This is a genomic window from Arthrobacter sp. ES3-54, from assembly GCF_029504395.1.
GTDB lineage: Bacteria > Actinomycetota > Actinomycetes > Actinomycetales > Micrococcaceae > Arthrobacter.
On sequence record NZ_JAQFIF010000001.1, the window covers coordinates 312,641 to 331,456 of the forward strand.

Below are 18,816 nucleotides of genomic sequence, written 5' to 3' on the forward strand. Positions count from 1 at the left end.
GTCTAGCAAGCCAGGCTGATGATCTTGCGCCGGGGAGCCTCCAGCAGCAGCCACGATGGTGGCGCGGGCTCCGTTATCAAGGTGCTTCGGGCGGTGCCGTGAAAACGCCGGCCGCCGCCCGCAGTCTTTCGTTGAGGTAGTGGCGGAGCGTCGAGTCGCGGGACAGTGAATCCTGCAGCCGTGGGGTGAGCAATGCCCCCCGGCGTCCAGACCCCCGGTACTTTGCGACCAGGGCGTGCAGCTGCCGAAGCTCCCCGGCCGTTCCCGCGGCCCCGATGAGTTCGGCGTCACGGCGGCTGATACTTGGAATGGAACCGCCGGCAAGAGCCAGGACCCTGCCGGCCACGCCGCGCCAGTACAGGCTCTCCTCGGGATCCCACAGCGGGGCATGGCCGGGGGAGTCGGGGGCGTCAGCGCGTCTGAGCAGGGCCCCGATGCCGTGCACCCTCAGAACCTTGTGCGCGATGGCGCGCCTTTCCTGCGTCGACGCCTGCCGCAGCCAGTCCGTGTCAAGCAGGTGTTCCAGCCACGCGAACTCCTGCCATAGCGGCCGGATTGAGCTGGTCACGCGGGCCGGTCCGGAGTCATCCGTCTGACGGTACGCAGTCGCGCCGTACGGATAGCAGATGGGACCGGAACGGAACCACAGCCGCAGCGTCGGCTCGATGTCTTCGCCGGTCAGGATGCCTTCGGTGTAGCCAAACCCCAGAGCGAGCAGGTTCTCCCGGCGCAACAGTCCGTAGGGCACACTGCGGTACGCCAGGCCGTCCCGGAGGGGGTGGAGGACCCGGGGCTTTGACGGTCGAATTCGTGGGGACGGGAGAATGATGCCCGACGGCGTCCTTAACGGTGCGATCACCGCCGCGGCAGCATGCTTCTCGGCCACTTGCCACCACGACAGCAACGAGCCGGGTTCCAGGTAGTCGTCCGAGTCAAGGAAGCTCAGGTAGGTCGCACTGCTGCGGCCCAGGGCGTAGTTGCGGGGGCCGGCCGGTGACGCCACGCCGTCGGTGTGGGAGAGATAGGTGACACCGGCGAGGCCGGAAGGGAACCCGGGCTGGGTCAGGCTGTCCGCTGGAAGGTTGTGCAGCACCACCGTCACGTGCAGGTCGACGCCGCGGGTGGCCAGCGCGGTGCGCTGCTCAGTGACGGACGCTATCCCGCGCGCTACCGGCCGCGCGGGATCATGGACCGGGATGACGACTTCGATGCTTTGGCGCATGGACTAAGCACTCCTGAACGAGGTTATTTGGGGAGTCCCGCGATAACCTTACTGGGTGCAAAACGAAACTCGGGATTCCGTCCGCGGTGGCTCATGTCTCCACGGGACGTCCCCCGCAGCCGTAGTAGCAAGGCTGCAGGGATGAGCGCCGATCCTCGTGTCCTTCAATTCAACGACTGCGCTTTCGTGGCCCGGACCATGGTCCGGGCGGCTGGCCGGGCAGGCAAGACGTGGGACTATTTGCCGCCCGAACTCGTGCGCCCCCTGACACCTGCGCCGGCAAACCCGGTCCTGGCCCGGGCGCGCTTTGTTCCGTATGTCGCCCGAAGGGCCGCAAAATTATTGAAGGCGGACGTCGTCCATGTCCACTACGCCACCAGCGCGCGGTTGCTCCGGGAACGGGGCATGCCGAGGCGTCCCTACGCCCTGACCCTGCACGGCACCGACATTCGCAAACAGTGGACCGATCCTGCCTTCCACGATGAGATCCAGCGTGCCATCGACGGTGCCGCGCACGTCTTCTACGCGAACAATGACACCGCCGAAAACGCCTTGGCGGCGCGGCCGGACGCCGAATTCCTGCCTGCTCTGGTTGACGCTGCCAGCCTCCCCGCCTGGCGGCCTGACGCCCGGCCGACCATTCTCTTTGTCTCGCGCTGGGACGAGGACAAGGGGGTGGAACGGCAGTTGAGCCTGGCTCGCCGGCTCCGCAGCGCAGCCGGTCAGGAGGTGCGGATACTCGGACTGAACTGGGGGCCCGGGGCCGGGCGGGCGGCTGAGGCCGGCGTGACGTTGCTGGAGCGCATGTCGCAACCGGAATACCACCGCGTCATGTCCGGCGCCCATGTCGGCGTCGGTCAGGCCACCAACAATTTTGCCACCAGCGAGTTCGAAGCCCTGTGCATGGGCGTGCCGCTGGCTGCCCTCGGGACGCGTCTGGCGCGGCCGGACGACGGCTCGACGCCCCCGGTTCTGGAGGGAACGGAGGACGAAGTGGTGGCGCAGGTCCTCGAAGCGCTCCAGGACCCGCAGGCTGCCGCGCGCACGCTGGGCGGGTCAACGTGGGCGCTGCCCCGATACGACGCGGCGGCGTACGTGGACCGTCTGGAAGATCTGTACCGGGGGATCGCTGCCCGGTAGGGAACTGCCCGGCAGGAAACCGGCCGCCAGCCAGTGGCGAACGAGCCGCCGGGGGAATGCGGGCCCGGGGATGCCTACAGCGCGCGTGCCTCCGGGCGCGCCGCCTCACCTGCGGCGGGGGCGCCGCCGTCCAGGGTGTGAAGACCCGCGAGAGCAGCCTGCTGGGCGAAGTCCGGATTGATGCGGATGACCTCGTCGAAAATTCCCTGCGACACGATAGTTCCGTCCTTCATGAAGCAGATCTGGTCATTGTGCCGGATCGTGGAGAGACGGTGAGCCACGGAGATTACCGTGATCTCCCCGTGCAGTTCGCTGATCGCATTCGCGACTGCAGCTTCCGTGGACGTGTCCAGCGCACTGGTGGCCTCGTCGAGCACCAGGATCAGGGGGTCCATGTACAGGGCACGTGCGATGCCCAGACGCTGGCGTTGCCCGCCGGACAGGGCCAGGCCGCGCTCGCCGACCCGGCCATTGATTCCGCCCGCGCGGGTATTGACGGTGTCGAGGAGTTGGGCGCGTTCCAGCGCGCTTCGGACTTTGTCCTCGTCAATGTCGCCGCCCCAGCTCAGGGCCACATTCTGGGCGACTGTGCCGTCGAAGATCGCCACGTCCTGGGGCACATAGCCCACACGCTTGCGCCAATCGGCCAGCACATCCTCGAGCGGTACGCCGTCGAGGGTCATGGTGCCTTTCGACGGGGTCAACAACCCCAGGAAGATATCGATAAGGGTGGACTTGCCAGCCCCCGATTGACCCACGATTCCCACAGACGAGCCGATGGGCAGCCTGAGGCTGATATTGGTGACCGCCGGACCCTCTGCCCCCGGATAGGTGAATTCAACGTCCTTCAGTTCAAGCATTTTCGGCTCGCTGGTGATGGGGGTTTTCCCGAGCTTCTCGGCGTTTTCCCGGAAGACGGCCGCTTCCTTGATGTCCCGCATCACAATCTCGGTGTAGGGAAGAGTCGACTGGATCAGGGTTATCTGCCCTTGGACCGTGGTCAGTGCCGGCACCAGCTTGAAGCCAGCCAGGCCGAAGATCGCGACCGATGACATCGCAGTTTCCATGCCGCCGATCATGTAGCCCACCGCACCAATCAGCAGGAAGCCGCCGATCAGGGCCATGTCGATCACAAACTTGGGGACCGAGCTGATGAACCTAATATTCGACCGTGAGCGGGCGGCACGTTCCCGGCTGTGCAGAACGATGCCGCCTACTTCTTCCGCCTTGTCGCGGAGAGTGATTTCCTTGAGGGCCCCGAGCATTTCAGACACCAGGGTGGACATGCGCTGTGCGGCGTCGCGGTTCACCTTTCCTGCCTCATACGACTTCTTTGAGAGCCACAAGTAAAGGAACGCCGCGATGATCCCGAGATAAAGGACAGTGGACAAAGCGGTCTGCCAGGATGCAGCCACCAGCACCACGAGGACCGATGCGAAAGTCAGCGCTTGGGCCGGCAGCGTGACAGCCGGGAACAGCACACCCGATACGGTGTTGGCGATTCCGACGTCGATCATCCGGACAAGCTCGGTGGTGGACCGCTTCATCCGCTCCGTCCACGGAGCACGGATGTAGCTCTGGAACAGAATGGAGCCAATCTCAAGTTCATAGTCGGCAAACCTGCGGGTGGACACCCACTGAAGCCAGATGCTGAGCACGGATTTCAGGATCATGACCAAGGCCGAGGAGACGAGAATCACGAGACTCAACTCCTGGGTGACGGTTCCAATAACCGGCAGGGTCATAGTCCCGCCCTTGAGAATTTGGTTCAGGACCAAAGCAAAGACGCCCAGCGCCGCCGAATCGAGGAGCGAAAGGACCGCCGAGAGCACGCCGAAGAGGGTAAGGAACCGCCTGGCGTTATCGGGCAGAAGAGGCAGCAGCTCGCGCATCGTGCGGCGCAGTTGTTTCAAGGAATACTCCAAAGCGGCGGGGAAGAATCCTTTCCATACTACGCGGGGTCCTGTCTGGGCTCCTGTGACCGGCGCCGGTGGGCGGAACGCCGAGACGCCCAAGTCGGCGGTGGCGACTGTGGAATACTTGATGGGTGAGTCGCACTTGGATAGTCATACCTATGTACAACGAGGCCTCCGTCGTTGGCGGGGTTATCGACGGAATCCGCAAAGAGTTTCCGAACGTCGTGTGCGTCGATGACGGAAGCAGCGATGGCTCGCAGGATGTGGCCATGCAGGCCGGCGCGGTCGTCGTCCAGCACCCGGTCAACCTGGGCCAGGGTGCCGCACTCCAGACAGGCTTCGAGTATGCGCTGCAGGATCCTGAACTTGACTGCATCGTAACGTTCGACGCCGACGGTCAGCACCGGGTTGAGGACGCCAAGGCAATGGTTGACCGTGTGCGGACAGGCGAAGCTGACCTGGTTCTGGGCTCACGGTTCCTCGACGGGCGGACGAAACTTTCCCCGGCAAAGCGCCTAGTGCTGCGGACCGCGGCGATCCAGTCCCGACTGGCGACCGGAATGGCGCTGACCGACGCCCACAACGGGCTGCGCGCCATTGGGCCGGAGGTCGCCCGCCAGATTCATCTCACCCAGAACAGGATGGCGCACGCCTCGGAGTTGATCCACCAGGTGTCTGAGATCAGCCCGCGCTGGGTGGAGCACCCTGTCGAGATCATCTACACCGATTACTCAAAGGCAAAAGGCCAGTCCTTGCTGAACTCCGTCAACATCATCGCTGACCTTCTGTTTAGGTGAGAAATTGCAGATCATAGTCCAAATCGTTCTCGTACTGGCCGTCATTGTCGTCTCCCTCGCGCTCATGCGGGGTGGTTCAAATGCCCGGCACCTGGCCATCCGCCGGATCATGCTGGTGATTTTCGCGGTCGTGGCCGCGTTGTCGATTTTCTTCCCGGAGCTGCTGACCATGCTCGCCCGTTCCCTGGGCATTGGCCGTGGCACAGATCTAGTCCTCTACGGGCTGATCGTCAGCTTCATGGTTTTCATGGCCACGACTTACCAGCGCTTCCGGCACATGGAGACAACGCTCACCCAACTTTCCCGGCGGATCGCCATTGACGAAACCCCCCGCCCCTGGCTCAGGGACGCCCCGCAGTCCACGTCGACCTTGTTCTCGGAACGGATGCGGGAGACCGAGTGACGGTTCTCAGGTCACGCCCGGAAGATAGCGCGGCGGTCGCTTCGACCCGCGACTATTCTCTGGACATCCTGAGAATTCTCAGTATTTGTGGCGTCGTAGCGATCCACCTCTTCGGGTACGTTGTGGGGCACTCCGAACGGGGGTCCCGCAACTGGTGGCTGGGGGCGGGCCTGGACATCCCGTTCATCTGGGTCGTGCCCGTTTTCGTGATGATCTCTGGCGCACTCCTGCTGGCACCCGAAAACCGGGTCCTTGCGCCACGATCGTTTTACCGCAAACGGGCGGTGCGGCTCCTGCCGGCACTTATCGCGTGGCACTTGATCTATCTGGTTGGAGTCCGCTGGCTGATGCGCGGGGAAGACCTGGCGCCGGCCAGGGTGGCCCAGTTGCTCTTTGACGGCTCCGTGTTTACCCAGCTGTATTTCCTGTGGCTGATTCTCGGCCTTTACTTGGTTGCTCCGCTCATCACGGCGTTCCTGCAGGGCGGGGGCCCGCGGCGGGCGCAGGCCCTTGCTGCCGTCCTGTTGGCCGCCACCGCGCTGGCTTTCATGGCTCCAGGAATCGCGGCCTCTCTGGGCTTCGCCAGGCCGATCAGCCTGAACATCTTCACCCACTGGCTGCCCTATGTTGGCTATTTCGTGGCTGGCCGCGCGCTGCGGGACGTCAAGCTCAATGGCCGGTCCCTTTTCGCCGGCGTCGTGGTCGCAATGGGTTTGGCTGCACTCTGTCTGTGGCAGTACGGACACCAGGCGCAGGCAGGGCTGCTGAACGTGGTGTCTCCGGTCAGCTACCTCTCGCTGTCCGTCATGATGTTGGCCGCGGCGGTATTCCTCTCGGCCAAGTCCATTTTCAGCCGCATCACGCTTTCACCCCGGACCGGGCAGATGCTGGTCACCCTTTCCGGAGCTTCGTTTGGCGTGTTCCTCGTGCACCTGCTGGTCTTCGAGGTCATCAGACTCAACGTTCCGGCGGTCTTCGAGGGCAGGTCGATCGCGGCGGCCTTCGCAAGCTTCTCGGCTACCCTCGCCGTAAGCTTTGCCGTCTCCGTCCTTGCAGCGCGGATTCCCTTTCTGCGGAACATTTTTTAGCGGCAGACATTCACGCCCGCGGAGCTGGCTGGGCCCAGCCTGCCGTGAAGGGGTGGCCTCCCGGTCTGGAATGATGGAGGCATGACTGCCTTGCCCCGACTTCTCATCATTTCCTTCTCGCCGATCCGGTCTGACCCGCGCGTGCTCAAGCAGGTGGGTCTCTTCAGCGGCAAGTATCACCTCATCACGTGCGGTTACGGGGCCGCGCCGGATGGAGTGGATGAGCATTTTGCCTTGTCGTCCGATGCGATCGGCTGGCCTTCGGACAGGATCGGACTGCTGGGCCGTCGCTACCAGCGCGCCTACGACCAGATGTCGGCGGTCCAGCAGGCGCGGAAGCTGCTGGCAGGCGTTCGCGTTGATGTCATCCTTGCCAATGATCTGAACACGCTGCCTTTGGCGCTGGAACTGGAACCGAGGTACGGGGTCCACTCCGATCTCCATGAGTTCGCGCCGAAGGAAAAGGACGACGACCTCAAGTGGCGCCTGTTCGTCGCACCCTACATGCGGTGGCTCTGCCGCACGTACCTGCCCCGGGCCCGGTCTCTCACCACGGTGGCTCCCGGCATCGCGGCGCAGTACACCCGGGACTTCGGGGTTGCGGCGGAGGTGGTCACCAATGCGGCGCCCTTCGCGGAGGGTACACCCCGGCCTGTCGGCGAGACGATTAGGCTGATCCACAGTGCTGCGGGGCAGCGCTACCGGAAGCTGGAGAACCTCATTGAGGCCATGCGCAGCGCGCCGCCCGGGGTTGAGCTGGACATGATCGTGATGCCCAACGAACCGGATTACGTTGCCGAGCTGAAGCAGGCAGCGGCCGACGTGCCCGCGGTGAAATTCCGCGACCCAGTGCCTTATGCCGAACTGGTTCAGACCTTGAGCGAATATGACGTCTCGCTGGTGTTCCTTCCCCCGACGAATTTCAACATGGAGAACGCCCTGCCCAACAAGTTCTTCGAGGCCGTTCAGGCGCGCCTGGGCGTGATTGTGGGACCCTCACCGTCGATGGTGGAAATCGTCAACCAGTACGGCTTTGGCTCCGTCACCCCGGACTTCTCGCCGGCGTCGCTGGCCGCAACGATCCGGTCGCTGAACCCGGAGCAGATCATGGAGTGGAAGCGGGCGGCGGACAGCGCCGCCAAGCCGCTCGCAGCGGAATCCCAGCTCGGGATCTGGGAAGCAGCGATCCGCGCCTTGTTGCCTGCCTCCGATTCCGCGGTGTCCTGAGTCGTTGCTCCCGAGGAAATAAAACCAGGGGAAACAAAAATAGGAAGCGGTCCAAGTTGGGAAACAACTTGGACCGCTTCCTCTTTCCTCGCACCACAGAGCCAAGCAAGCAGCCGGCGGCATTGGTCTCCCTAGTAGGCGGATGTCGCCATAGAGACCGCGGTCGACGTCGGTAGCGTTCCTGCTGTGGTGCGGGTGCCCCACGTGCTTCCCGAGACGATGGGGTAGTAGGCCAGTTGGCCGTTCGTCAGGAGGGCCATGACACCCTTGGAGCCGGCGCCCGCAAAGCCAGCCGTACTGGAAAACTGCCTGAAATACTGCCATGACGAGCCAACAGTCTTTCGCGTCTCGGAGATGAAGCCGCTCTGGCCATTGGAGCGGTAGAGCCGCATGGCGCCGAGTGAATTGACGGCAAGCAGATCTTGATTACCGTCGCTGTCGAAGTCGGTCATGGCAATCTTCAGGCCACCCCAGCTCACCCCGATTTTCACTGGAGCGCTGAGGGCTCGACCGGAAACATTGGCCCAGTAGTACAGGACGCCGTCCGATCCGTAGCCGACGAGTCCCGGATAGCTGCTCGCTTTCACCCATCGGCCGGCGACGAGAGTCGTCTGGGCGAAGCCAGTGCTGGCGAGGGTGACCGGGCCAGTGAATCCGCCGGTCTTGGCGCCGAAGTACACGCTCAGGGCACCCGAGGACCACTGTGCCAGCACATCGGGCACACCGTCCTTGTTCCAGTCGAGGACGTGGAGGGCCTTAGCTGTGGACCAGCCGGTGCCGATCTGGTACGGGGCGTTCAAGCCGCCGGTTCCGTTGGCCGGGTGCGCCCACAGCTTGCCCGCGGTGTCCACCCGGACGATGTCGGACGCGGACTTAATGGAAGGGCTACCCGCCGGTGCCGGGGTTGGCGGGGTGGCGGGGGTCTGGCTGTTGATGTTTTCGCCGCCGGCGATCAGGTAACTGCCCCACGATGATCCGATGGCTGTGGTGGGGCCCCAGCTGGAGTTCCCCGGGACTGGGTAGTACCGAAGATAACCGTCGCGGGTGCGGGCCATGATGCCGGTCGCCGCGTAGCCCTTGAAGGAGAATGTAACCGTCACGCTGGTCATCTGGTTCCATGAGGTCCCGACAGTCCGGCGCGCTTCAGCGATAAAGGAACCTGCTCCGTTCGAGCGATATTGGCGCATGGTCCCGGCGGAGTCTTGGGCGAGGATGTCCTGGTTGCCGTCGCCGTCAAAGTCGACCATGGTTAGATTCAGGTTGCTCCAGCCGCCGCTGATCTTGCTCCCCGCGGCGACGCCTCCGCCGGAGCTGTTGCGCCAGATGGCGAGGTTGCCGGCGTTGTCCCGGGTGAGGACTTGAGGGAAGTAACTGTTGCTCAGCCAGTAGCCGATGGTGAGCTGGTAGCCGCCCCAACCGGAGGCCGCCAGCACGGGTCCTGCCGAGAAGCCGCCGGCAGCGACACCGAGGTAGACGTTGACTCGGCCCGATGTCCACTGAGCGACCACGTCGAGGACCCCGTCGGCGTTCCAGTCGATCACGTTGATCGACCGTAGTCCCGTCCACCCCTGGCCGATCTTCTTCCGGGCACCAAAACTGCCTGTGCCGGTGGCCGGGTAGTCCCACAGGGCGCCGCTGGCATCGGCGGCCACGAGGTCGCCGGTTGACATGACCGAGGGCTTCAGGACGGCCCCGTCAGCGGTGGAGGCGAATTTTTGCAAGTTGGCGTAGGTGCCGTTCCAGGCGTTGGAGTCGCCGGCGAAGGGGCCCGTGCTGCTGTACTGCCAGACGCTGTAGGTTCCCCACCCGTTCGGCAGATTGCCGATGTACGTCGAGTAGCGCGCCAGGTGAAGCGGCTGGTTGCCGAAGGCGCCGGAGTTGCCGGTGCACTGGGACCACCAGCCCGCGGTGGTGTAGATCATGGGCAGGCGGCCGGTTCGGGACAGCATGCGGTTGGAGAAGTCCTTGAGCCAGCCGACCATGGCGGCGGCGCTCATGTTGTAGCAGGTGTTGCCGAGAGTGCTGTACGGGTTGTATTCGATATCCAGCAGCGGCGGCAGGGTTTTCCCGTCGGGGCTCCAGCCGCCGCCGCTGTTGACGAAGTAGTCTGCCTGCGCCGCGCCGGTGGAGATGCTGGGAAGCGCGAAGTGATAGGCGCCGCGGATGAGGCCGGCGTTCAGGGCACCGGAGTACTGGGAAGCAAACGCGGGGCTGCGGTAGGTGAGGCCTTCGGAGGCTTTCACGTACGCGAAACGGGCGCCCATGGAGTACTGGGCCGGCCAATTCACCGTTGGCTGGTAGCCGCTCACGTCCAGGCCTTGAATGCCGGGGGCCCGCCAGGTGCTTTCGATCTGCAGGGACTCCGCGACAGCTGAAGGAGCGGCGGACCGGGGGGAGCCGGCCAGCTGGGATTTCAGACCCTGGCCCATGTACGCGCCGTTTGCTCCAATGGCGTCGTTGAGCGCCTTCATGTCAATGGTTCCCGGGGCGGTGCCCGTTGCTGCCGGCGTCGCCGCCGGCGTCGGGACCGGGCTGGGTGTCGGCGTGGATTCAGCCGTCGCCACACTGCTGGCTGTGGGTTTTTGGCCTGCGGGCACGGAGGCCGTGGCAGTCGGTGAAACCGAAGGCCCCGGTTCCAGAGCCCAGGCCTGCGCCGGGAGGCCGAGCGCCGCAACCGCGGTGACCACCACGACCGCCACGGTCTTGAGCCGCGAAGTGCGTCGTATTGACAGGGTCGTGTTCGGCTTCATGTGTCTCTCCGGAGCGCTAACGTGCTCCGGAAAACACGCTGCCTAGTTCACCATGACCGGACATCCGCGAGTCGGAAGCCGATTAGTCAATTCGCTGGGTCCTGACGCCGAAACGATAGCACCGGTTCGACTGTGATACCAGAGTGACCGGTGGTGTCTCTGATCTGAAAGTGGCGTGTGGGAATCAGCCGTCGGTGGCCGGCTCCGGCGGCTTTCGCCCGGTGGCACCTGGCTTCTGGGACAGATTCACTTGTAGGAGACTTTTGTGCCCGCCGCGTCTGTGCGGCTAATGGTGCCGCCGTGGAAATTTTGCGCGCACCCGCCGTTAGCGAGCCCGCAGATCTCGTTGGTGACGGGGTAGCCGAGTTTACCTTTTTCGTAGCCCAGGGCTCCCCAGGCGGCACGGATGGCGCCCCAGGTGGCGTGGGCGCCGGTGGTGGGAGACCAGTGGATGGTGCCGCCCTGGAAGCCTTGGTAGCAACCGCCGCCGGTCAGGCCGCAGATCTCGTTGGTGACGGGGTAGCCTAGTTTGCCTTTTTCGTAGCCCAGGGCTCCCCAGGCGGCACGGATGCCGCCCCAGGTGGCGCGGGCACCGGTGGCGGGCGACCAGTGGATGGTGCCGCCCCGGAACGTCTGGTAACAGCCGCCCCCGGTCAGGCCGCAGATCTCGTTAGAGACGGGGTAGCCGAGTTTGCCTTTTTCGTAGCCCAGGGCGCCCCAGGTGACACGGATTCCGCCCCAGGTGGCGCGGGCACCGGTGGCGGGCGACCAGTGCATGGTGCCGCCCCGGAACGTCTGGTAGCAGCCGCCGCCGGTCAGGCCGCAGGTCTCCTTGCCCGTCGGATAGCCGAGCTTGCCTTTCTCGGAGCCCAGGCTGGCCCAGGTCGCACGGATGCCACCCCAGGTCGCGAAGGCGCCGGAAGCGGGCGACCAGTGGATGGTGCCGCCCTGGAAGCGCTGGTAGCAGCCGCCGCCGGTCAGGCCGCAGGTTTCCTTGCCCGTCGGGTAGCCGAGTTTGCTTTTCTCGGAGCCCAGGCCTGCCCAGGTGGCACGGATGGCGCCCCAGGTGGCGGACGCGCCGGTGGCCGGCGACCAGTGGATGGTGCCGCCCTGGAAGCGCTGGTAGCAGCCGCCGCCGGTCAGGCCGCAGATCTCGTTCGTGACGGGGTAGCCGAGTTTGCCGTTTTCGTAGCCCAAGGTGCCCCAGGTCGCACGGATGGCGCCCCCGGTGGCGCGTGCGCCGGTGCCGGGGGAGTAGTGGATGGTCCCGCCCTGGAAGCGCTGGTAGCAGCCGCCGCCGGTGAGGCCGCAGATCTCGTTGGTGACCGGGTAGCCGAGCTTGCCGTTTTCGTAGCCCAGGGTCCCCCAAGTCGCGCCGATGGCGCCCCAGGTGGCGGAGGCACCGGTGGCCGGCGACCAGTGGATGGTGCCGCCCTGGAAGCGCTGGTAGCAGCCGCCGCCGGTCAGGCCGCAGATCTCGTTGCTTGTTGGGTACCCGAGTTTCCCGCCACCGCTCCCAGCTGTAGCCCATGCGGACGCGATTCCTCCGGTGACGCCGTATCCAGTCGCGTAACGCTTCAGGCCGGCGTAGTCTCCGTTCCAAACATTCGAGTCACCTGCAAAAGGCCCCGTGCTGCTGTACTGCCAGATGCTGAAGTTGCTCCAGCTTGAGGGTATGGGTCCGACGTTGTTCGTTGGAGCCAACGGGTAGGAGGCCACCCATAGCGGGTAGTCCCCGAACCCCGGTGCATCCGCCGTGCACTGCTTCCACCATGATGTGTTGGTGTAAATCACGGGCAAGCGTCCCGTCAGCGCACGCATGGTGTTCCCAAAGTCCCGCACCCAGGATGTTAGCTGGGCAGGAGACATGTCATAGCAGCTGTTTCCAAAGAAGAAGCCATTGATGGTCCGGCCGGCATAGGGGTTGAATTCAAAATCGAGCACCGGTGGCAGTGTGTAACCGTCAGCACTCCATCCGCCACCATTCTTAACGAAGTAGCGTGCTTGGTCGGCCCCTGAGGACCAATTCGGAATCGCGAAGTGGTAGGCGCCGCGGACCATCCCAATACTGCGGGAACCTTGATACTGGGAGGCGAAGGTCTCGCTTGAGTAGTAGTTGCCTTCTGTAGCCTTGACATAGGCGAAACGAGCCCCCATGTCCCACTGCTGCTGCCAGTCGATCGAGGGTTGATGGCCGCTGACATCAAGACCCTGGATGCCGAACGTCGGCTTCCAGGTGCCTTCCGTTGCCAGAGCCTCGGTGGTCAGGGACTTGCTGGCAGTGCCGGGACCTGCGGCAGCTGTCCCCGTCACGCGGGCCGATCGCTGTCCCATCTCGGCGCCGCCCGCGCCGATCGCCGCGGCCATTGCGGCGTTATCGGGTGTACCGGTGCGTGGGGACGGATCCGGAGTCGGGGCAGTGGTGGTCGGTGCGGGAGCGGGAGTCGTCAGCGTCGTTGCCGGGGCGGTCGCCGTCGCCGTCGGCGTCACCTTCACCTTCGGCGTCGCTGCGGCTGTCGCAGCGGGTGTTGGCGTGGGCGTTGAAGTAGTGGCCGACGTCGGCGTCGCGACTGTTGGGCTCGGTGGCTCGGCGGCTGTGGAGGGCGCTGCCAGTCCGGGACCAGCCAACAGCGAAACGAGCAACAATGCGCTCCCGGCAAGTCTGCCGAAATCATTGCTGTGGGGAAGGTGGGTTCGCTTCATGGTCTGCTCCGGAACGATGGTGCGCTTCGCGGGCGCTGCATATTTGTCTCGGGTATGTTCGGATCCGAGAGGGAACCACCGAACGATGAGAATGTCTGACTTATCGCGCTCACCCTAGCACCGTCCTGATGTTGCTCATGTGGCGAGTGGGATCGAAGGTACCACTCGCGGCCTGAAATTAGTAGGCTCTCCGAGAGCCGTTCGGCTAGCGGGACGCTGACTCGGCAGACCCGGGTCGAGTTCGCAGTGGCCGCCCGATCCTTCTAAGCTGTCATGCATGAAGGTATTGGTTACCGGCGGCGCCGGCTACATCGGGTCCCACACAACGCTCTCCCTCCTCGAAGCGGGCCACGAGGTTGTGGTCCTCGACAACCTGATGAATTCAAACCCGGAGTCCCTGCGCCGCGTGGAGCAGCTCACGGGCAAGATCGTGGACTTCCGGAAGGTCGACCTTCTCGACGGTCCCGGCGTCGACGCCGTTTTTGCCGAGGGCGGCTTCGAGGCAGTGATTCACTTCGCCGGGCTCAAGGCAGTGGGGGAGTCCGTCGAGAAACCCCTCATGTACTACCAGAACAATGTCGTGGGCACCCTTAACCTGTTGCACAGCATGGACGCCGCCGGGGTACGCCGCCTCGTCTTCAGCTCGTCCGCCACCGTCTACGGCGCCTCGGATGAAGTTCCCCTCATCGAGAAGGCGCCGCTGGATGCCACCAACCCTTACGGCCGCACCAAGGAACAGATCGAGGACATCCTCTCTGACCTGGCTGCCGCCGATCCCCGCTGGAGCATCGCCCTGCTGCGCTACTTCAACCCGGTGGGCGCCCACGAGTCCGGCCTGATCGGCGAGGACCCCACCGGCATCCCCAACAATCTGCTCCCGTTTGTGGCCCAGGTGGCCGTGGGACGCCGCGAAAAAGTGATGGTGTTCGGCAACGACTACCCGACGGCGGATGGCACCGGAGTGCGGGACTACATCCATGTGATGGACCTCGCCGCCGGCCACCTGGCCGCCTTGGGCTACCTCAGCAACAAAGCAGGGGTGTTCCGCTGGAACCTTGGCACCGGCCGGGGCTCCTCCGTGCTCGAAGTCATCGAGGCGTTCGGCACGGCGGCCGGGCACCCGGTGCCTTACGAATTCGCGCCCCGCCGTCCCGGCGACGCCGCCGTCAGCTACGCCGACCCTTCGGCTGCCTTGGCGGATCTGGGCTGGTCCGCGCACCGCAGCCTGGCACAAATGTGCGAGGACCACTGGCGCTGGCAAAGCAGGAACCCCCAGGGCTATGCCGCGGTTGCCGAGACCGCCGGAGTTAAGGCCGACTAGCGCCCCGCCACCTGGTCAGAGGCGGTAGCTGGCCGTCCGCCGCGCCTCGACGCCGCGCTGGCCGCCAACCTGGTCAGAGGCGGTAGCTGGCCGTCAGCCGCGCCTCGACGCCGCGCTGGCCGCCAACCTGGTCAGAGGCGGTAGCTGGCCGTCAGGCGCGCCTCGACGCCGCGCCGGTCGCTCTCGCCAAGCCGGCTGGCCGCCTCCATCATGCAACGGACGAACTCGGCAATGTCGGGATCCTCCGGGTACGGCTTTCCCGGCGCCGGCCGGTTGTACAGGATGGTGGAGGCCGATCCGTGGAACCCGAGCCGGTCCGCGGCCAGCTTGCTGAACGATTCGGCGAGGATCTGGTCGCCGTTCTCGTCCGACCAGGCCCGGGTCTGGCTCAGCTGGGTCTGGTGACGGCGGTAGGCAATGGTTGGCAGCCGCGGGATGCGACGCATCCGCAGGCCCGCCGTCGCGGCACGAAGCCACAGGTCGTAGTCCTCTGCCGGGGTCGCCTGGTACCCGCCGAGCGACTCCAGGGCGGCGCGGGAGGCGTACATCGTCGGGTTCATCAGCACGTTTGTCAGCAGCAGATGCAGCGGCATGGCTTCAGCGGAGATGCCCGGCTCGAAGCGTGGCCTGAACGGAACATTCTTGGCGTTGATCATGAGAGCCTGCGAGAAGACCATGTCCACGCCGTCGAGGGCTCGGCGCTGGACGGCAAACCTCCACGGCAGGCAGATGTCGTCGCCGTCGATCCGGGCGACGTGTTCGCCGCTTGCGTGCGAGAGCAGGGCGGTCGAAGCAGCAGCCACACCGGCTGACTGCTCATTGCGGAAGACCTTGAGCCGCTTGTCACTCAAGCTGGCGAGGAAGGCCTCGGTGCCGTCGGTGCTGCCGTCGTCCAGAACAAGCAGTTCGGAGTCCCGCGGCATCGCGCGCAGGGTGCTGGCAACGGTTGACTTCAGGTAGGGCATCCCGTCCTTGACGGGGATCAGCACGCTCAGCTGTGGCACTTGCGACCTTTCTGTTTGCTAATGTCCGAGTCTAGTCGAGCAGGCTGAGGCGGGTGATGCGGGCCCGCTGCCACGAACTTATCCACAAGCGGCGTTTGACGCCCTTGTCGGAACGGCCCGGCTCCTCTAGCTTTAACCCCAGTTGCACTGCCCCAGGGGGAGGGGTAGCGGTCATGTGGGGGCACCGTGGAAGCTGTGCGCATCGTCGAAGACGAGGTCCGTGAGTTGATCCGTCGCCGCGGCCTGGATCCGCTGCGGCAGAGCGGCGAAGTCCGCCGCCTCGTGGAGGAGGCGATCAGCGACTACGACGAGCGGGCGCTGCTCGCACCGCTTCCGCCCATCGGCCCGCTGGAGCAGGCCCGGAGATTCGTCTTTGACGCAGTGGCGGGGTTTGGCGCGCTTCAGCCGCTTTTGGATGATCCGGGCATCGAGGAAATCTGGCTCAATGCGCCGAATGAGATCTACGTGGCGCGCAACGGCGAATCGGAACTGACCTCCGTGTCGCTGACGGATCGGCAGGTCCGTGACCTCGTGGAGCGGATGCTCAAGAGCTCCGGCCGGCGGCTGGACATGTCCTCCCCGTTCGTGGATGCGGCGCTCCCGGACGGTTCCCGCCTCCATGTGGTGATCCCGGATGTCACCCGGCGTCACTGGGCCATAAATATCCGTAAGTTCGTGGTGAAGGCCAGCCGGCTGGAACACCTGGTGGAGCTGGGAACGCTGACCCCGCAGGCGGCCAGGTTCCTCGGTGCGGCCGTCGCGAGCGGCCTCAACATCCTGGTCTCGGGCGCCACCCAAGCCGGCAAAACCACCATGCTCAACTGCCTCGCCGCGAGCATCGGCACCCGGGAGCGGGTCATCACCGTGGAGGAAATCTTCGAACTGCAGTTGCCGCTTCGCGACGTCGTCGGTCTACAGTGCCGGCAGCCGAACCTGGAGGGGCAGGGGCAGATTCCGCTGCGCCGGCTGGTCAAGGAGGCCTTGCGGATGCGGCCGGACCGGCTGGTGGTCGGGGAGGTCCGGGAGGCCGAGAGCCTGGACATGCTCATTGCTTTGAATTCCGGGATGCCGGGAATGTGCACCGTGCATGCCAACTCCGCCCACGACGCAGTAACAAAGATCTGTACGCTGCCATTGCTCGCCGGCGACAACATCTCCAGCGCGTTCGTAGTTCCCACCGTCGCTTCCTGCATCGATCTGGTGGTCCATTGCAGCAGGCACGCCAACGGGCGCCGGCAGGTCACCGAGATCCTGTCACTGGGCCGCCGGGTGGAAAACGGGATCATCGAATCCTCTATGGTGTTCACGATGTCGGACGGGCAGCTTTTGCCCAAGGCCAACTCCATGCCCGCCGCGGAAAAGTTTGCCCGCTCCGGGTACGACGTCGCGGCGCTGCTGGAGCAGCGCTGATGGCGCCGCTCCTGGGGATGATGGGCGGAGCCGGCCTCCTGCTGATCTGGTGGTCCGCGTGGGAGAAGCCCGCGGGCGTGCGGCGCAAGTCCCGGACCAGTCGGCTTGAGGACCTCCTGCGGTCGGCGGGCATCGAAAAAGTCAGCGCGGCGGGGCTGCTCGCCTCGTGCCTTGGGGTCGGGACATTCACAACCCTGGCATTCTTCGCAGTTACAGGCTCCTGGCCGATCGCGGGATGCTTTGGCCTGTTTGGCGGCTGGCTGCCGATGGCGATGGTCCGGTGGCGTGCGAGAAAGCGCACGGCCGTCCTCCGCCAGCTCTGGCCCGACGTCGTTGATCATCTGCGCTCAGCCATCAGGGCCGGCCTGTCACTGCCGGAGGCTCTTATCCAGCTTGGCGACAAGGGCCCGGTGGAGCTTCGCCACGTTTTTGTGGACTTCGGCTCCGACTACCGGTCGGGAGGCCAATTCGATCCCTCGCTCACCCGGCTCAAAGACCGACTGGCCGATCCCGTGGCGGATCGGATCGTCGAGGCCCTCCGGCTCACCCGCGAGGTGGGCGGCTCGGACCTCGGGAGGCTGTTGGGCACCCTCGCGGAGTTCCTGCGGGAGAGTGCCCGGACCCGGAGTGAACTGGAGGCAAGGCAATCCTGGACCGTCAACGCCGCCCGCTTGGCCGTCGCTGCGCCCTGGATTGTCCTGATGTTGCTGGCCAGCCGTCCTGAGGCTGTGATGGCGTACAACACCCCGGTTGGCGCTGCGGTTCTTCTGGGCGGCCTCGCCGTCTCCCTGGTGTCCTACGCCGTCATGCTGCGAATCGGTGCGCTGCCGGAAGAGCAGCGGGTCCTCCGATGACGGGGTTGATGGCGGGCGCCACGCTGTGCGGGGCCGTGCTCGGGGCCGGTCTCTGGCTGTTCCTCGTCCGGCTTCCCTTCATGCGCCCGACGACGTTCGTCGAACGTATCGGCCCGCAGTTGAGAACCCACAACCTGGAATCCCGGCTCCTGCGCGCGGCCCCGAGGAACCTCACGCCGTTTGGGCCGCTGGAACGAATCCTCCGTCCTGCGATCCAGGACGGTGCCAGGTCCCTGGGCCGGATCAACCTGGGCGCCACGGCGTTGAACCGCAGGCTGGCGCGTGCCGGCAGCGCCAAGACAGCAGTGGACTTCCGGGCTGAGCAGCTCCTCTGGGCGGCCGGCGGCTTTGTCCTCGCCGTGGGCGTTGTGGCGCTCGCCGGCTCGACCGGCCGCTTCAGCCCGTTCGTCGCAGTCGTGGCCGTGGTGGGGAGCGCCGTCGGCGGGTTCCTGCTCCGGGACTACCTGTTGGGCGCGCACATCAAGAAACGGGAGACGCGGATGATGGCGGAGTTTCCCAGCATCGCCGAACTCATGGCCCTGGCTGTCAGCGCCGGTGAAAGCGCCACCGGCGCGCTGGACAGGGTCTCCCGCAGCGCCCAGGGTGAGCTGTCACAGGAATTTGCTCGTGTCCTCGCCGAGACGAGGTCCGGCAAGCCCCTCGTGGAGGCCCTCCACGAGTTCTCGGCCAGGACCGACCAGGGGCCGCTGGTCCGTTTCGTTGACGGAATGATCGTGGCCGTCGAGCGCGGAACGCCCCTCGCCGACGTCCTCCGGGCGCAGGCACAGGATGTCAGGGACACGGCCAAGAGGGAGCTCATGGAGTCCGCCGGCAAGAAGGAAATCGGCATGATGGTGCCGCTCGTCTTCGGGGTTCTTCCGCTTACGGTCATCTTCGCCGTCTTCCCCGGCCTGGCCGCAATCAGTCTGGGGCTCTAGGAACCGGCAGTGAAGCGTCGCGAACTATCAGAACCGAACAATC

14 protein-coding genes are annotated in these 18,816 nt (G+C 65.2%); 9 read left to right on the forward strand and 5 right to left on the reverse strand.

The window, feature by feature from the left end; translation table 11 throughout:
* Positions 1–76: 76 nt before the first annotated feature.
* Complete coding sequence (locus tag M2428_RS01515) at positions 77–1,222, reverse strand: glycosyltransferase family A protein (protein WP_277522938.1); 1,146 nt, start codon at positions 1,220–1,222, stop codon at positions 77–79.
* Between the two features lie 141 nt (positions 1,223–1,363).
* Here M2428_RS01515 and M2428_RS01520 point away from each other — a divergent pair, with 141 nt between their 5' ends.
* Positions 1,364–2,362, forward strand: coding sequence for a glycosyltransferase (locus tag M2428_RS01520; RefSeq protein ID WP_277522940.1), 999 nt, complete (start codon positions 1,364–1,366; stop codon positions 2,360–2,362).
* 74 nt (positions 2,363–2,436) lie between these two features.
* Here M2428_RS01520 and M2428_RS01525 read toward each other — a convergent pair whose 3' ends face one another.
* Positions 2,437–4,275: an ABC transporter ATP-binding protein gene (locus M2428_RS01525; RefSeq protein WP_277522941.1), complete on the reverse strand. Its 1,839-nt coding sequence runs from the start codon at positions 4,273–4,275 to the stop codon at positions 2,437–2,439.
* A gap of 161 nt (positions 4,276–4,436) precedes the next feature.
* On the opposite strand from M2428_RS01525, the gene M2428_RS01530 reads away from it, so the two are divergent.
* From M2428_RS01530 to M2428_RS01545, 4 genes are all read left to right on the forward strand, one after another.
* On the forward strand, positions 4,437–5,075 hold the full coding sequence (locus tag M2428_RS01530) for a glycosyltransferase family 2 protein (protein WP_277522943.1): 639 nt from the start codon (positions 4,437–4,439) through the stop codon (positions 5,073–5,075).
* A gap of 4 nt (positions 5,076–5,079) precedes the next feature.
* On the forward strand, positions 5,080–5,478 hold the full coding sequence (locus M2428_RS01535; protein WP_277522945.1) for a DUF2304 domain-containing protein: 399 nt from the start codon (positions 5,080–5,082) through the stop codon (positions 5,476–5,478).
* Positions 5,475–6,566 carry an acyltransferase family protein gene (locus M2428_RS01540; protein ID WP_277522948.1) on the forward strand — a complete coding sequence of 364 codons (1,092 nt, stop codon included), beginning with the start codon at positions 5,475–5,477 and terminating at the stop codon, positions 6,564–6,566. The genes M2428_RS01535 and M2428_RS01540 overlap by 4 nt, the downstream gene beginning before the upstream one ends.
* An 81-nt stretch (positions 6,567–6,647) precedes the next feature.
* Positions 6,648–7,793, forward strand: a complete 1,146-nt coding sequence (locus M2428_RS01545; RefSeq protein WP_277522950.1) for a glycosyltransferase family 1 protein — start codon at positions 6,648–6,650, stop codon at positions 7,791–7,793.
* Between the two features lie 131 nt (positions 7,794–7,924).
* Here the strand turns inward: M2428_RS01545 and M2428_RS01550 are convergent, their stop codons facing one another.
* Both M2428_RS01550 and M2428_RS01555 read right to left on the reverse strand, forming a co-directional pair.
* Positions 7,925–10,543: a GH25 family lysozyme gene (locus M2428_RS01550; RefSeq protein WP_277522951.1), complete on the reverse strand. Its 2,619-nt coding sequence runs from the start codon at positions 10,541–10,543 to the stop codon at positions 7,925–7,927.
* 246 nt (positions 10,544–10,789) lie between these two features.
* Entirely contained in the window at positions 10,790–13,246 is a 2,457-nt protein-coding gene (locus M2428_RS01555) for a GH25 family lysozyme (RefSeq protein WP_277522954.1), read from the reverse strand.
* A 277-nt stretch (positions 13,247–13,523) separates the two neighbouring features.
* Between M2428_RS01555 and galE the strand changes: the two genes are divergently transcribed.
* A complete protein-coding gene (gene galE, locus M2428_RS01560) occupies positions 13,524–14,567 on the forward strand; it encodes a UDP-glucose 4-epimerase GalE (RefSeq protein ID WP_277522956.1) in 1,044 nt (347 codons plus the stop codon).
* 131 nt (positions 14,568–14,698) lie between these two features.
* On the opposite strand, the gene M2428_RS01565 is transcribed toward galE, so the two are convergent.
* On the reverse strand, positions 14,699–15,571 hold the full coding sequence (locus tag M2428_RS01565) for a glycosyltransferase family A protein (protein WP_277522957.1): 873 nt from the start codon (positions 15,569–15,571) through the stop codon (positions 14,699–14,701).
* 186 nt (positions 15,572–15,757) lie between these two features.
* Here M2428_RS01565 and M2428_RS01570 point away from each other — a divergent pair, with 186 nt between their 5' ends.
* Genes M2428_RS01570 through M2428_RS01580 form a run of 3 tightly spaced genes read left to right on the forward strand, consistent with a single transcriptional unit; the run spans position 15,758 to position 18,773 of the window.
* On the forward strand, positions 15,758–16,981 hold the full coding sequence (locus tag M2428_RS01570) for an ATPase, T2SS/T4P/T4SS family (RefSeq protein ID WP_277522959.1): 1,224 nt from the start codon (positions 15,758–15,760) through the stop codon (positions 16,979–16,981).
* Positions 16,981–17,835 carry a type II secretion system F family protein gene (locus M2428_RS01575; protein WP_277522961.1) on the forward strand — a complete coding sequence of 285 codons (855 nt, stop codon included), beginning with the start codon at positions 16,981–16,983 and terminating at the stop codon, positions 17,833–17,835. The genes M2428_RS01570 and M2428_RS01575 overlap by 1 nt, the downstream gene beginning before the upstream one ends.
* A complete protein-coding gene (locus M2428_RS01580) occupies positions 17,832–18,773 on the forward strand; it encodes a type II secretion system F family protein (protein WP_277522963.1) in 942 nt (313 codons plus the stop codon). The genes M2428_RS01575 and M2428_RS01580 overlap by 4 nt, the downstream gene beginning before the upstream one ends.
* Positions 18,774–18,816: the final 43 nt, after the last annotated feature.